Below are 15314 nucleotides of genomic sequence, written 5' to 3'. Positions count from 1 at the left end.
CGTTTGTCAAATCATATTTCATAATATGTCACAATTATTTTTTAATTAACAATTGATTATTTTATATGTTTCATTAAAAATGTTATTTTAATCAATCGTAATTTTATTTAAATCATCATCTAAATTTTCAGCGTTTAGAGGTTAATTATGTATTCAAAATCATGATAAAAAATAAAAAAGAGATTAATTTCTCAGTTAAGAGAAATTATAATTTAATTTTGATATCTAAAGCACTTGAACCTTCTTCGTAAACGAATATTGGGTTGATATCAAGTTCAGATATTTCTGGGAAGTCTAAGGTTAATCTAGCTACTCTTTTGATAGCTTCTTTTACTTCTTCAACGTCACAAGGGGCTTCTCCCCTGTAACCTGCAAGCAATTGGGAAACTTTGGTGGATTCGATTTGTTCATCGATTTCCTGAGAGGATAAACCTTTAGCCAATTTGAATGAAACGTCTTCAATAAGGTTAACATAGATTCCGCCCATACCGAAAGCAATCATTGGTCCGAACTGTTTGTCTCTGATCATACCTACAATGACTTCTTCACCTGAATCCATCATTTTCTGTACTTCAACACCGTCAGGTACAATGTCTGGGTGAGCTTTTTTAGCATTAGCTATGATTTCTTCATAAGTTTCTTTTGCTTCTTCAGGAGTTGCTATTCCTACTTTCACTCCGCCGATATCTGATTTGTGCAATATTTTGTCTGATGCGATTTTAAGTACAACAGGGAATTCCATTTCTTCAGCCAATTGTGCAGCTTCATCAGCACTTGTTGATAATTTGATTGGTGCTGCTGAAATTCCATATGCTTCTGCAACAGCATAAGCTTCGCTTCCAAGCAAGGTGTCTCTTCCGTCAGCTTTCACTTTATCAAAGATTGCCTGTACTGCATCTTTGTCCACATCTGTAATATTGTCGACAACATCGTCATATTCTTTGTCGCCTAATCTGGCAAATTTGGTCATTGCGGCAAGTGCATCTACAGCAGTTTCAGGGAAAACATAAGTTGGAATACCATTTTCTCTTAATACTTCATTTGCATCTTCAAATGATGGTCCACCCATGTTAACTACAATAATAGGTTTTTTGGAGTCTCTTCTACCATCCAATATTGCCTGTGCAATTCCGTCAGGGTCTGCTGAAGCTGTAGGACATACCATGACAATTAAGCTGTCAACTCTGTCATCATGCAATACGATGTCTAGTGATTCCTGGTATCTTTGTACCGGCGCATCACCTAATACATCAATAGGGTTGTTTGCACTACCTTCATCAGGAATACATTCTTTTAATTTAGCAGTGGTTTCTTCATCGAATTTAACAAGGTCTAAACCTACTTTTTCCATAGCGTCTACTGTTAAAACTCCTCCTCCACCTGCATTTGTAATGATGGCTACATTACTTCCTTCTGGGAGAGGTGCTTTGGAAAATGCTAAACCTAAATCGAATAGCTCTGCCATGGTTTCTACACGCATAATTCCGGATTGTCCAAATGCTGTATCGAATGCAAGGTCACTTCCTGCAAGAGCACCAGTGTGTGAAGATGCTGCTTCTGCTCCTGCACTGCTTGATCCTGATTTAAGAACAATAATAGGTTTTTTGACTGCAGTTTCCCTCATGGTTCTGACAAAGTCATCGTCATCTGAAATTGATTCTAAGTAACAGATGATTACATTGGTCTCATCGTCTTCAGCCAAGTATTGCAATAGCTCTATTTCGTTTACTCCAGCTTTGTTTCCAAGGCTGATTACTTTACTGAATCCAATTCCTGAAGTTACGCTCCAATCGATAATTGCTACCATCATAGCTCCACTTTGTGAGATGAATGCCATGTTTCCTTTTGGCGGCATCATTTGTGAGAATGATCCGTTTAGCGGTGTATGGGAATCGGTGATTCCTAAACTGTTTGGTCCTATGATGTTGATACCATATTTTTCACCAAGTGCAGTTAGTTCTGCTTCCATTTTAGCTCCTTCTTCACCGACTTCTTTAAAACCAGCGGTAATTACAACCATGTTTTCTACGCCAACTTCACCACAGTCTTTTACTGTTTCATTTACAAAGACTGATGGAATTGTGATTATCGCCAAATCTACTTTTTCAGGGATGTCTTTTATGCTTGCGTATGCTTGTTTACCTAGAATCTCTCCCCCTTTTGGATTTACAGGATATATTTTGCCTTCAAATCCGTCATTAATTAGGTTGTCTACAATAATGTATCCAACTTTTCCAGGGGTATTTGAAGCACCAATAACTGCTACAGATTCAGGTTTAAACATATTATTGAGGTCTTTCATAAAATTTTCTCCTTTATCATTTAACATTATAATTGTAATGATAAATAATTAACAATTATATTGTTATTTTTTGTTTTATTATTATATAAAGATATTGTTTAAATAATTAGTTTTAAACCTTTATATAACATTTAAAAAATTTTTAACGATTTTTAATTTGAAAATAATTGCATAATAATGAAAATGATTTAATATTAGAATTAATAAACATATATATAAATTATTTATAAACTTGATTAAAGCGAGGAGGAATATGAGTCTAATCATAGCATATGTTGGAAAGAAAGGCTGTGTAATGGCCAGTGACAAAAGGCGCATTGCTTATTTTGGTAACAATAGGCAAGCATTAGAAGATGAATTGTATGACGGAAGTATTACAACTGATGAAGAACTTATAAAAAGGTCAAATGAACTCGATGTTCCAATTAAAATAACTGATGATGCGGACAAATTGAGAATTGTCGGCAATGCCATTAGGGGAGAAGTCAGTACAAAAGGGTCACATGAGACTAAACGTAAAAGGATTTACGGCACAACTAATGGTTATCAAATTGTGGAATTAATTGGATCCGAGACTAAGTCTCGTCAGGCGGGAGAAAAAGGCATTATCCTATTCGGAAACGACTATGCGAAAAAACAGGCTGAAAATTTAATTCAGAAAAGATGGAAAGCTTCACACAGTTTAAGATTGATGGGAGATATCTTTGAAGAGATATTGTCAACTATCGCTCAAAAAACGCCATCAATAGGTAAGGATTTTGATGTTTTAATTCAACAGCCAAATTTTAACCCTTCTGAAGCCCAAAAACATCTTAACATAACAATTGATGCGGATATTAAAGTTTTAACAAAATATCGTCAGCAGCTAGCCGAGGAAATGATTCAGAAAACCAGGGAAATTGAATTGGCTAATAAGATTATTAGCGAAGGGTCTGTCGGCAAGGTGGAATCAATTGACGGAAAGATGATTGAAGTTAAATTAAATAACAAAACACAGGCATTTAATTTCAATTGGAAACCTTTAGCGGGGCCTAATGATAATGTAATCATGTTTAAGGATACTGATGATATTAAGATTGGTGATGAAGTCGTTATAAAAGATGAGGTTTTATGCCTTAAAAGAAACAGTTCCCCATTAACGTGTAATATTATCCTATGTTCACTATGAGGAAAACAAATGAAGATTATATTCTTGGGAACTGGTGGCGGCAGGTTTTCCGCTATCAACCAAAGAAGAATGACTGGTGGATTTAGAATAGATAATCTGGGTGGAAGGAATTATCATGTTGACCCCGGACCTGGGGCTCTAGTTAGAACATACCAGTTTGGCCTTGATCCGAGAAATATCGATGGTATTTTTGTTTCTCATGCACATACTGATCATTATAATGATGCTGAAATAATGATTGAAGCGATGACTCGGGGGATGACAATCGATCAGGGATATGTTATTGGTGCAAATAGTGTCCTATCCGGTTTTGAATCCTGGGGTCCATGTATTTCAAGATATCATCAGTCCAATTCAAATGTTTTGGAACTTGAAGCAGGGGATATAAGGTATTTTGATAACTGTTTAATCAAAGCCACTCCTACAAATCATGGTGACCCTAAAGGCATCGGATTTCAAATAGAGTATAAGGATTTTAAAATATCCTATACCGCAGATACATCTTATTTTCCGGAATTGTCCAAAGCCCATCAGGATGCTGATATCCTGATAGCTAGTGTGTTGCGTCCCGGCCGCAAATCAATAAAAGGTCATTTGGCAACTTCAGGATTCATTAAATTGGTTAATGAAATCAAGCCTAAACTGGCTATAATGACTCATTTGGGCCTTAAGATGATTTCAAACAATCCGATTTCTGAAGCCAAAAGAATTACTAAACTGACCGGTGTCAAGACTTTGGCCGCATTTGATGGAATGTCTCTTGACATTAATTACAACAATCCTGCAAGGGCACGTATAGTATCACTTAAGGATGTTGATGCTCCATATCGTGGTTCAAACAGCAAACTATCTGCTTATGAAAGGAAAAATACAGATAAACTTGCAATTAAAAACAGAGAAACTGATGAATTGGATTTAATTCAAAGGCACAGGTTTCAATAGTCCAAATTGCTTGGATGAATGAATCCTGAACGTATCATGTGGTCTGCAAGAACGATTGCAGTTGATGATTCGGCTACTACAGTTACTCTGGGACAGATGCAGGGGTCGTGTCTTCCTTTTATTTCTATTTTTTTATTTTCCATACTTTCCAAGTCTATCGTGTTCTGACATTTGGAAATGGATGGGGTTGGCTTGACGGCAATTCTTGATATGATGGGCATTGAATTGCTCATGCCGCCGATGATGCCTCCGGAATTATTGCTTTTGGTTTTGATGGTATTATCTTCGATAAAGTATTCATCATTGATTTCTGATCCACTTTTTTTGGCAACGTCAAAGCCTAAACCGATTTCAACGCCTTTAACAGCACCTATATTCATTAGTATTTGAGCTAAATCCCCATCAAGTCTTGCGAAAACAGGCTCGCCAAGGCCCGCAGGAACATTTACTGCGATGGTCTCCACAATACCTCCAACGGAATCTCCTTCGGCTTTTTTGGATAAAATCAGCTCTTCCATTTCCTTTGCCGCATTCAAATCTCCACAGCGTACAGGATTCTTTTCAATATTTTCTTTTATTTCATCATATTGAAGTTTTTCAGCTTTAATATTGCCAATTTGGGTTACATGGGAAATTATTTCAATATTTTGTGTCTTTAAAAGTTTCTTAGCTATTGCGCCGCCGATTACATGGCCGATAGTTACGCGTCCGCTTCCGCGGCCTCCTCCATTATAGTCGTAGTTTCCATATTTGGTCATCCATCCGAAATCCCCGTGGGAAGGACGTGGGGTTGATTTGAACATGGAATAATCTTTGGAGTGCTGGTTTCTATTGAAAACGATTCCAGTGATTGGTGTGCCGTCTGTTTTTCCTTCAAAAATTCCTGATAATATTTGAACCTCATCTGCCTCTTTTCTTGGTGTGGTAACACTGCTGGTTCCAGGTTTTCTTTTATCAAGTTCTTTTTGAATATCTTCCTGTGTCAGTTCAAGATTGGCCGGACAGCCATCAACGACAGCTCCCAGTGCGGCTCCATGACTTGAACCGAAACTTGTAATTTGAAATTTTTTCCCAATTTTGTTTGACATAGTAATTTATATTTAATTTAAAGTATTAATACTTGAATAATGACTTTGAACAAAATATTTCAAAAGCTTTTGGATACCTATTCTTATCAGGGATGGTGGCCAATAACTGATTATGGAGGTTTAAACCCTACAAAAACAGGTTCAACCAAGGGTTATCATCCTGCAGATTATTCCTTTCCAAGAAATTCAAACGAAAAGTTTGAAATAATTGTTGGAGCGGTGTTAACCCAGAATACATCCTGGCCTCAGGTTGAAAAATCAATAATCAATCTTAAGGAACTTATTGATTTAACTCCTTTTGAAATTTTGGATCTGAATGAAGATGAATTTAAATCAGCTATTAAACCTTCGGGATACTTCAATCAGAAATATGATTATTTGAGAAATGTTTCAGAGTTCTATATTTCTCTTGATGGCAAGACACCTGAAAGAAGTGAATTGCTTTCGGTTAAAGGAGTAGGTCCGGAAACCTGTGACTCCATACTGCTGTATGCCTATGGTGAGAAGGAATTTGTTGTAGATGCATATACTCGAAGGATATTTTCCCATTTGGGCATTATTGATGAAAAGGACTCATATAATAAAATCAAAAAGCTGTTTGAAGATAATTTTGAAGGCAGCGCAAACGACTATCAGGAATCCCATGCACTGATAGTGGAGCATGCCAAAAATTTTTATTCCAAAAAACCATATGGTGAAAATGATACTATTTTAAATAATTTTAAATTTAAGTAATATATGAAGGTGAAATAAAATGCAGTTTCCTATTACTCGAATGAGAAGATTAAGAAAAAATTCTAAAATACGTGATATTGTACGTGAAACCAAGCTTCAAAAGGAAGATTTAATCTATCCGATTTATTTTAAACAGGATTTAGAAGGGGATGAGAAGGAAGAAATTTCATCACTTCCCGGCGAATACAGATACTCCTTAAAAAGCGGTGTGGAATTTGCAAAAAAATTGGAAGAAAAAGGATTGAAATCCATCATTGTTTTTGGAATTCCTCCTGAAGATGAAAAGGATGAAATTGCAACACCGGACTATGCCGATACAGGAATTGTTCAAAAAGCAATACGTGAACTTAAAAAACAAACCAATCTTGTTGTAATAAGTGATGTCTGCTTATGCCAGTATACCTCACACGGCCACTGCGGTTTGATAGTGGAAAATGAGGATACTGATGATGGAATCGAAATATTAAACGACGAATCACTTGAATATATTGCAAAAGTGGCACTGTCCCATGCCCGTGCAGGTGCAGATATTGTAGCACCGTCAGACATGATGGATGGAAGAGTCGGAGCCATCAGACAGGCTTTGGATGAAAACGGCTACTACAATGTAATGATAATGTCCTATTCAGCAAAATATGCTTCTGCATTTTACGAACCGTTCCGTCAGGCTGCCTGTTCATCACCTCATAAGGGAGATAGGAAAAGCTATCAGATGGATCCTGCAAATGCCGTTGAGGCAATACGCGAATGTGAATTGGATGTAATTGAAGGCTGTGACTTTTTAATGGTTAAACCTGCTCTGCCCTACCTTGATGTTGTAAGGTCAGTAAGGGATGAATTTATGCTGCCGCTGGTTGCATATAATGTTAGCGGTGAATATGCAATGATAATGGCAGCTATTGAAAAGGGTTATCTGACTGAAAGGGCAATAATGGAAAGCTTGCTTTCTATTAAAAGAGCTGGTGCCGATTTGATTATAACGAACTTCGCACCAAAAGTTTTACTGGAGGACATGATAGAATGAATGTAGATGATATTGTAAAACTAACCCAGATTGCTTCTGCATTGGAAGTCAGCGGATATCCGAAACCTGGAAATGTTCACAGAACTCGTGATTATGATGATATGGTCTTTGAAGACTTTGTAATTAGTGGAATAGTAATAGGAGATGCTGTTCGTGAAGCATGTACTGACGTTGATGTTGAAAACCCTAGATTGGGAAAATACATTAAGGATGCTGTAGCAGAAACCGACAGATGGATACACAACAACACCAATTTGGGTATTGTGATGATGACAACACCTATTGCGGTTGCGGCAGCTATAAGTGACAGCTTTGATGAATTGCGTCCAAACATTGTTAAGCTGATGGCAAATACCACTGTAGATGATGCATGTGAATTGTATGATGCAATCAACATAGCAGCTGCTGGAGGTATGGGTGAAGTGGACGAATATGACGTAACTTCAGACTCCGCTAAGGATGATTTAAGAAAAAATAACCAGACAATGTATGATGTTTTAAAGATTTCAGCTTCATTTGACATGCTGGGTAGGGAAATGACTTCAGACATGCCTATTGTCTTTGAAATCGGTTATCCGACTTATCATGAACTTAAGGAAAAATCATTGAATGAAGCATGTGTCATGACCTTTTTGACAATTCTTTCTCAGGTTCCTGATACTTTAATTTATAGAGAAGAAGGAGAAGATGCAGCTTTAAAAGTCTCCATGATGACAAAAGATTTGCTTAAACTTAAGGATGAAAGTGATTTTGCCGAAAAACTTGCTGAATTTGATGATTATTTATATGATAATGGTTATAATCCAGGAACAACTGCTGATTTGACTGCAGCTTCTATTTTAGTAAGTAATCTAAAAGATTACTTCTAATTTCTTTTTTTATATTTTTTCTATTTTCAAATTTAATTTTTTCAAATGCCCGAATTCATTGAATATCTTCCTAAAAAGCCATGCATTTAAGTGATTACATGTGAAAAATATTGATTGATTTGCATTCGGTTTTGATTAATTAAAATCTTTTTTTGAGATGCTGCTTAAATTAGATGAGGTGTTTGCATTAATAATGTTTGATAAAACCAAATTATATGTGTCTGCAAAATCTTTAACCATTTTATCGGAATATTCATTTGAATAAACAAACATTAAGCTATAATTTTCATCATTTTCTAACATCTGAACAATAAATTCGGCAATCAGTTTGTCCGTACTTCCCAGCAAATCATTGATAAGCTCACCTGTACCTGCAGAAGAGGAAATTCCAATGTTTTCATTATCAATTACATCATAGCCAATCCAGTTAGGCACATACTGGAATATTACATTAACATCAAAACCATATCTCTGTGAAATTAAAAAAAGAGGATAATAATTATACTTTAACACATTATAAACAATATCTGATGAATATTCTAGGAATGTATTGATTTTTTGGTCTTTGCAGTCTATCAATAAAGGCACAACACCCGCATACAATCCTATGGAATCATAATCATTAAATCTGTCGCGGCCATTATCAATCATGGAAAATGAGACTTTATCACTTGCTGAAAATCTGGATAATGTGTAGGCAAAAACGGTGGTGAATAATGCATTTTCACTTAGTCCTGTTTTGTTTAAAAATGATTTGATGGCATCAGAGTTAAATTCAAAATCAAATGTGGTAATACTAAATCCTTCTGAGAAATTATCTTTAATCAGGCCCTTTACATCCCTAATGTCACTGAGCATTGAATCATAAAAGTTAACCGCTTCGACATATTTGTCTGTATCTTTAATCTGCTGATCAAAGGCAGATAATCTTAAAAATGAATCATCAATATCAACGCGACCTCCATCAAGTAAAACCTGAAAATCATGTTTAAATACATTTGATGATATTCCGTCATAAATAATATGATGAAATTTGGCTAATAACATGTAGGAATCATCCAATTCAACAATTTTGAATCTGGATAAATAGTTATATAAATCAAGAGGTTCATCATGGAAATTTTTAACAGTATCTTCATTATAGTCGTGTTCAATGGAAATAGGAGGTTTTGTCCCTTTCACCATGTAGGGATATTCTCCCTTGAATAGTCTCAGCACAATAGGAATCATTTCAATAATGCTTTTTATATTCCATCCTTTATTTCGAAGTATATTTATAATCTCATCCTTCCCGTTTTTATCACTATCTGAATTTCCCAATTCCTTTAATACATTTATATTGTCCTGAATTCTGGTATACAGACTTTTTTTCTCTCTTATTTCATAATAATCACTTAAATGCATATTTAAAATCGGATGCACTTTTAACATTTTATCCAATGCTTCAAGTATCTTTTCAAGGCCGTATTTTTTAGGGATATTTATGTAATTTGGAATCTGGTAGAAGTCAAAATTGTCATTGATTATGCTGTCTGCAAAGAGATTGGCCTGATTTCCATTTAAAGGACATCCTTCATCTACAGAATAAATGTCTAAATCCAAAGTAATGTCATTTATATTTTCTGCAATAGCTGCTGGAGTACATAAATTTAAAATTTCTGAGGTAGTAACATCATATTCTTCAAGATAAGACAACAGCTTAATGGCAATTAAGGAATCTCCTCCCAAACGAATGAAATCATCATGAATGCTGATTTTTTCTCTGTTAAATATTTTTTCAAATGCATTTACAATATCTCTTTCTTTTTTATTCCTTGGAGCAACATATTCCACCTGCAGAACATCAAAATCAACATCAGGAAGCGCTTGTTTATCCACTTTACCATTAACATTCAAAGGAATACTTTTCAATTTAATTACAAATGAAGGAACCATGTAATCCGGTTTATAGTTACCAACATAACTTTGAACATTATTTGTAAGCTCATTATCATCAATATCCTCGGAAATTACAATATAAGCCACTAATTCATAATTATATCCATTTTTAATAGTTTGAACAGTAACATCCTCAACATAATCAATATCACGAATTACAGATTCAACCTCAGACAATTCAACACGATTTCCCCTAATTTTAACCTGGCTATCTAAACGACCCAAAATAGCCAATGAACCATCAGGCAACATGCGCACTAAATCACCAGTACGATACATAACGCCATACTCTTCAGTATCAAATGGATTGATTATAAATGCATGAGCAGTTTCCTCATCACGATTCAAGTAACCATCAGCAATTTGATATCCTGCTAAACACAGCTCACCAACAGCACCAATAGGAACACGCCTACTCTCACTATCCAAAACATAAGATTTCATATTATAATTTAATGTACCAATGGAACTTGAATCTAATTTATCTGAATTCTTAATTGAAGATACGTATGCAAATGTTTCAGTAGGACCATATGAATCAACTAATAAATAATCTTCAGGACTATTAACTTCACCTAATTTTTCACCAGCAACAAGTAAAAGATCTAAATCAACATTCTCAACAGTTTGCATATAAAGTTTACCTACCTGGGTAGTGATATATGCATGAGTTACACCATGTTCAATGAAATATTCATTCATTTTATTCATATTCAAAAGAATATCCTCTGGAACTACACAAAGACAACCACCACTAACTATAACAGCACCCATTATGAAACTAGATGCATCAAAACCAATATTAGAGAACAAACCAAAAACATCATTACTATTAAATTCATATCTCCCAACATAAGACTCAGAAACATTCAAAATAGATTTTCTAGTGATTTTAACACCTTTTGGAACACCAGTAGTACCACTAGTGTATAAAATAGAAGCTAAATCACCATAAACAACAGGTAATTCATCTAATATAGCAATATCACCATTGACAATATCTGAAATATTTAAAAGAATGGCTTGTTCATCAGTTAAATCCTGTACACGTTCAAGAGTTTCGTCGCTGACAATAACAACACTGGTGCCGCTATCCTTTAACATGAATTTAATGCGTTCATCAGGTAAATTATCGTCTAAAGGAACATAGATACAACCTATGGATAAAATCCCCATTGTACAAAACATATATAATTCAGAACGCTCAACTAAAAAGGAAACAGCATCTTGTAAATTAACTCCTAATTCGATTAATCTTTTGGCCAGTTTATCTGCAATAAATGCTCCCTCGCTGTATGAATATGATTTGTCCTTGAAGGATACAAGTGTATTGTCTGGATATTTAGCCAGATTATTGTTGAATGCATCCAAAACATCAAGATAATTTAAATCATTTTCAGTCTGATTATAGCTATTTAAAATATCCAAATCGGATTTTGGAGTGTAGTTGATGTCTGATAAAACATCTGCATCCATTATCTCTTTTAAAATCAATTTATAGGACTCTGCAAAATGCTCGATAAAGTCTTTTGAGAATTTTTCACTATATAAAATCTGGATTCCCAATTTGTCCTTTTCCACATTGAAGATATAAAATGACAAATCACCTATTACGTCATGCTTTAACTCACTGACTTTATAATTCAGTTTTTCTTCATTTATTAAACTGTAAAAAAGGTCATGGGAATATTGAAATATGATGTTTGAGTTTAAATCATATTCTCCGGCAAGAATCCTGAAAGGATATAAATCATATTTCATGACTGAGTTAATCAGATTACTTGAATAATCTAAAAAAGAATCGATTTTTTGATTTTTACAGTCGATAAGTAATGGCAATGTTCGAACAAACATTCCTGCGGACTTGGATAAATCAATATGGCCTCTGCCGTCATCAATAAGATTGAATAAAACTTTAGAAAAGCCAGTAAATCTTGATAATGTGTAGGCAAAAACGCTTGAGAAAAACTGGTTTGGAGTAATGGAATGATTATTGATAAAAGAGTTCAGTTTGTCATTGTCAATGTTGAAAGTCTCATTATACTTGAAATCATTCTCATTATCAGTTTTTACACACGGCAATAATTCATATGTTTCATCAACATCACTCAACATCAAATCAAAGAATTCATGAGCATTTTTCATATAATCGGAATCAATATGTTCTTCAAATGAAATTTGCCTTAAAATACCATTGTCAATAAAATCAACGTCATTGCCTTCAAGAATTGATATCAAGCTATTGAATATGATGTTTGAAGAACTTCCGTCAACGATTAAATGATGAAAATCAACACACAGACAATTTGTTTTATCATTTTCCACTATCATGAATCTGGATAAGGATTTTTCCAGTTCAAAGGGCTGAACAAAAGATACAATATCATTTTCAAATTGATTGATGATTTGCGGTTTTGCATCAAAACTAAATGATAAAATTTCATTATTCTGTATTACTCTGGCAGATAAAACCGGATATGCATCCGCTAATTTTTCAATAGCTTTTCTGATTTCATCACCGGAATAATGCTTATTGAATTCAATCATGAACGGATTGTTGTAAGCAGTGCCCATGTCGTTAACCATTTCATCCAGATAAACGTTCAGCTGGGACTCGGATAATGGACAATAGTCATCAAAGCTGTAATCGATGTCAGCTGATGAGTCAGCATCAAGATTATATTTGATGTGGTTGGTAATGTTGACCGGTGTTCTTAACTCCATTATGTCTCGGGAATATATATCAACGCCCAATTTTTCCTTCAATAGAATCTGCAGGTTCATTGCAGAGAGTGAATTTCCTCCCAATGCGACGAAATCGTCATCTATTAAAACATAATCTCTGTGTAAAACTTTTTTGAAAGCATTTGCCACAACATTCATTACATCGTCGCCGATAATGATTTCAACATTATTTTCCTTAAGTGAAAATTTGTCTATTTTACCATTTGGATTTAATGGAATTTCTGTTAATTCAATAAAAAGTGAAGGAATCATATAATTTGGCAATTCAGCTTTCAGTTTCTCTTTAACCGTATCAATATCAAATGCGTCATTGACTGTGTAGTATGCTATAAGATTATCATAGTCAACATCAAGATAAATATCGCAAATTTCGTCGTATTGTTTCATTATGCTTAAAATTTCATCAGATTCAATACGAAAACCCCTAACTGATAACTGGTCATCTTCACGTCCGATAATTTCGATTTCACCGTCATAATTATAAAATCCTATATCTCCTGTTCGATACATTCTTTCATTTGCCTGGCATGTGCAATGGGGGTTATCAACAAAGACTTCATTTGTCATTTCAGGATTATTGTAGTATCCATGGCTTATATGTCTGCTTGAAACACAAATTTCTCCAGGAACATTTAATGGCATCTGATTTCCATCTTTATCTAAAATATAAACCCATGTATTTGTAATCGGCCTTCCTATAGGCACATTATTGCTTTGAATATCCTTCAAATCATAAATTTTGGTAATGGCAAATACGATTTCTGTTGTTCCATAAAAATTAACTATTTTTGTGTGCCTTTCTTTTTCGATTAGTTTGTTTAATTTTGCACCTGCCAAAACAAGATAATCCAGTTTTAAATCTTCATTTTCAATGATTGGAATACCAAGGCTTGGAGGTAAGATTAAACTATTAATGGGATTTTCTTTAAGTTCTTTAATCAGCAATAAGCTGTCTTTTTGTTCTTTTTCATTGAATATTCTTATACAGACTCCCAATACTAATGAAGCATTGATTACAACTGATGCAATGAAACTGAAACTGAGATAACATCCTAAAACATCGTCATGTGTCAAATTAAAAACATGTTTAAAGGAAAAAGAAGACCATATACATTGTTTGTTTGAAAAAGGTACTCCTTTGGGAAGGCCGGATGTTCCTGAAGTAAACATGATTGTTAATAAATCATCACCATTGCCTACAATATCCAGTTCAACATCCTTGTCATTGCTTAAATCTTCAATGCAGATTGTGGTGATTTTAAAATCACGGGATTTTCCAAGTTCTTTAGTTGTAATGATGCATTCTGCTTCACTGATATCCAGCATGTGTTCAATGCGTTTATCTGGATATGAACTGTCAATTGGAATAAAGCAGGATCCAATTTTATTCAGTGCCAAAATCAATTCGGGATAATGATAATTGCGGGGAAGCATCAAAGCAACGTGGCTTCCCAAACCGAGATTGTAATTATTTTTTAAATCATGAGCAATGGAATTGCTTGAGTATTCCAGTTCGCCGTAGGTTATTTTATTAACCCCATCATCAACTGCAACTGATTCGGGTCTGGCTATTGCATTTTCACGAAATGCTCTTGATAATGTTTTATCTTCATCGACCTCAAATGTCTTTCCTTTGCTGTACTTGGAAAGTAATGAGACCTCATCACTGGAAAGAATGTTTATCTCATTTATATGTTGGCCGGAATCCTTTACCACATTAGCTATTAAAGATTCAATATTGGCTGCCATGTGTTTCATGTAAATGTCTGAAAACAAATCGCAGTTATAAACAAGATCCAGTGAATCGGCGTACATGTTCAACGTTAGGGCAGAATCTCTGCCTGTTAAAATGCTGATATCTGCCATATCGCCAAAATCATAAATGGAATAATAGGATAGTATGTCTTCAACATATTTGTCAATATCAATTTTAGTATGTTTGGCAGCATCATTCAGGACTTCTTTTACTTTGTTTAAATAATCAATAAATGTTGTGTCTTTAGTATATTTGATTTTTAATAGGGTATTTTTATAAGATAAATCGTCTGAAATTATTGTTTTTAAAAGGCACCCTTCTGTTCTGTCAATTCTGGATAAATATAGTGAAAATATTGCAGTTATAAACTCAAATTGGGAAATGGAATGTTTTTTTAAAAAATCAATGTTTTTTTCGTTTTTTAATTGAATTTTTATACTTTTATAATCCTCTGATTTGATATTGTGAAATATGACATAGTTTTCAATATCTGAAAGATAATTTTTCCAGTAATCAGCTTCTTTTTCTAACTCCTGTGGAGATAAATAATCATTTTCAATATTTTCTGTGGATGAATTTGAATTATTGGATAAGTTGTAAATATTATCCAATTTGAATTTAATACTTTCAGATTTCATTAAATCACCTATTTGAAAATTATATAACAAATATTAAAAATAATTGTAACTTTGATAATTATATGGTTAAATATGTGGTATGATGAATTAATAAATTTACCTATTTTTT

General features: G+C 34.2%; 8 protein-coding genes. 5 read left to right on the top strand and 3 right to left on the bottom strand.

Annotated features, from left to right (window positions below):
• Positions 1-205: 205 nt before the first annotated feature.
• The gene (gene acs / locus ACKI3Q_RS07740; RefSeq protein WP_407415878.1) at positions 206-2302 is read right to left on the bottom strand and encodes an acetate--CoA ligase alpha subunit; all 2097 of its coding nucleotides are present in this window, start codon (positions 2300-2302) and stop codon (positions 206-208) included.
• A gap of 253 nt (positions 2303-2555) precedes the next feature.
• Here acs and ACKI3Q_RS07735 point away from each other — a divergent pair, with 253 nt between their 5' ends.
• Both ACKI3Q_RS07735 and ACKI3Q_RS07730 read left to right on the top strand, forming a co-directional pair.
• Entirely contained in the window at positions 2556-3470 is a 915-nt protein-coding gene (locus tag ACKI3Q_RS07735; protein ID WP_407415876.1) for a DUF2121 domain-containing protein, read from the top strand.
• A 9-nt stretch (positions 3471-3479) separates the two neighbouring features.
• Positions 3480-4412: an MBL fold metallo-hydrolase gene (locus ACKI3Q_RS07730; RefSeq protein ID WP_407415874.1), complete on the top strand. Its 933-nt coding sequence runs from the start codon at positions 3480-3482 to the stop codon at positions 4410-4412.
• Here ACKI3Q_RS07730 and aroC read toward each other — a convergent pair.
• Complete coding sequence (gene aroC / locus ACKI3Q_RS07725) at positions 4406-5500, bottom strand: chorismate synthase (RefSeq protein WP_407415872.1); 1095 nt, start codon at positions 5498-5500, stop codon at positions 4406-4408. The two genes, ACKI3Q_RS07730 and aroC, sit on opposite strands and share 7 nt — an antisense overlap.
• A gap of 39 nt (positions 5501-5539) precedes the next feature.
• On the opposite strand from aroC, the gene ACKI3Q_RS07720 reads away from it, so the two are divergent.
• The 3 genes from ACKI3Q_RS07720 to ACKI3Q_RS07710 are packed head-to-tail and all read left to right on the top strand — an operon-like array spanning position 5540 to position 8128.
• Positions 5540-6235, top strand: coding sequence for an endonuclease III domain-containing protein (locus ACKI3Q_RS07720; protein WP_407415870.1), 696 nt, complete (start codon positions 5540-5542; stop codon positions 6233-6235).
• A gap of 19 nt (positions 6236-6254) precedes the next feature.
• On the top strand, positions 6255-7259 hold the full coding sequence (hemB, locus tag ACKI3Q_RS07715; protein WP_407415868.1) for a porphobilinogen synthase: 1005 nt from the start codon (positions 6255-6257) through the stop codon (positions 7257-7259).
• On the top strand, positions 7256-8128 hold the full coding sequence (locus ACKI3Q_RS07710) for a triphosphoribosyl-dephospho-CoA synthase (RefSeq protein WP_407415866.1): 873 nt from the start codon (positions 7256-7258) through the stop codon (positions 8126-8128). Before hemB ends, ACKI3Q_RS07710 begins: the two co-directional genes overlap by 4 nt.
• A gap of 135 nt (positions 8129-8263) precedes the next feature.
• Here ACKI3Q_RS07710 and ACKI3Q_RS07705 read toward each other — a convergent pair whose 3' ends face one another.
• Positions 8264-15205: an AMP-binding protein gene (locus ACKI3Q_RS07705; protein WP_407415864.1), complete on the bottom strand. Its 6942-nt coding sequence runs from the start codon at positions 15203-15205 to the stop codon at positions 8264-8266.
• Positions 15206-15314 lie beyond the last annotated feature (109 nt).

The sequence above is a fragment of the Methanobrevibacter sp. genome (genome assembly GCF_045636185.1).
Taxonomy (GTDB): domain Archaea; phylum Methanobacteriota; class Methanobacteria; order Methanobacteriales; family Methanobacteriaceae; genus Methanocatella.
Note: the sequence above shows the minus strand (reverse complement) of the source record. Positions and strands in the feature narration are given on the sequence as shown.

Bases quoted from the DNA above. Each gene is read 5' to 3' on its own strand.
- acs (WP_407415878.1), bottom strand. From the start codon at position 2,302: ATGAAAGACCTCAATAATATGTTTAAACCTGAATCTGTAGCAGTTATT.
- ACKI3Q_RS07735 (WP_407415876.1), top strand. From the start codon at position 2,556: ATGAGTCTAATCATAGCATATGTTGGAAAGAAAGGCTGTGTAATGGCC.
- ACKI3Q_RS07730 (WP_407415874.1), top strand. From the start codon at position 3,480: ATGAAGATTATATTCTTGGGAACTGGTGGCGGCAGGTTTTCCGCTATC.
- aroC (WP_407415872.1), bottom strand. From the start codon at position 5,500: ATGTCAAACAAAATTGGGAAAAAATTTCAAATTACAAGTTTCGGTTCA.
- ACKI3Q_RS07720 (WP_407415870.1), top strand. From the start codon at position 5,540: ATGACTTTGAACAAAATATTTCAAAAGCTTTTGGATACCTATTCTTAT.
- hemB (WP_407415868.1), top strand. From the start codon at position 6,255: ATGCAGTTTCCTATTACTCGAATGAGAAGATTAAGAAAAAATTCTAAA.
- ACKI3Q_RS07710 (WP_407415866.1), top strand. From the start codon at position 7,256: ATGAATGTAGATGATATTGTAAAACTAACCCAGATTGCTTCTGCATTG.
- ACKI3Q_RS07705 (WP_407415864.1), bottom strand. From the start codon at position 15,205: ATGAAATCTGAAAGTATTAAATTCAAATTGGATAATATTTACAACTTA.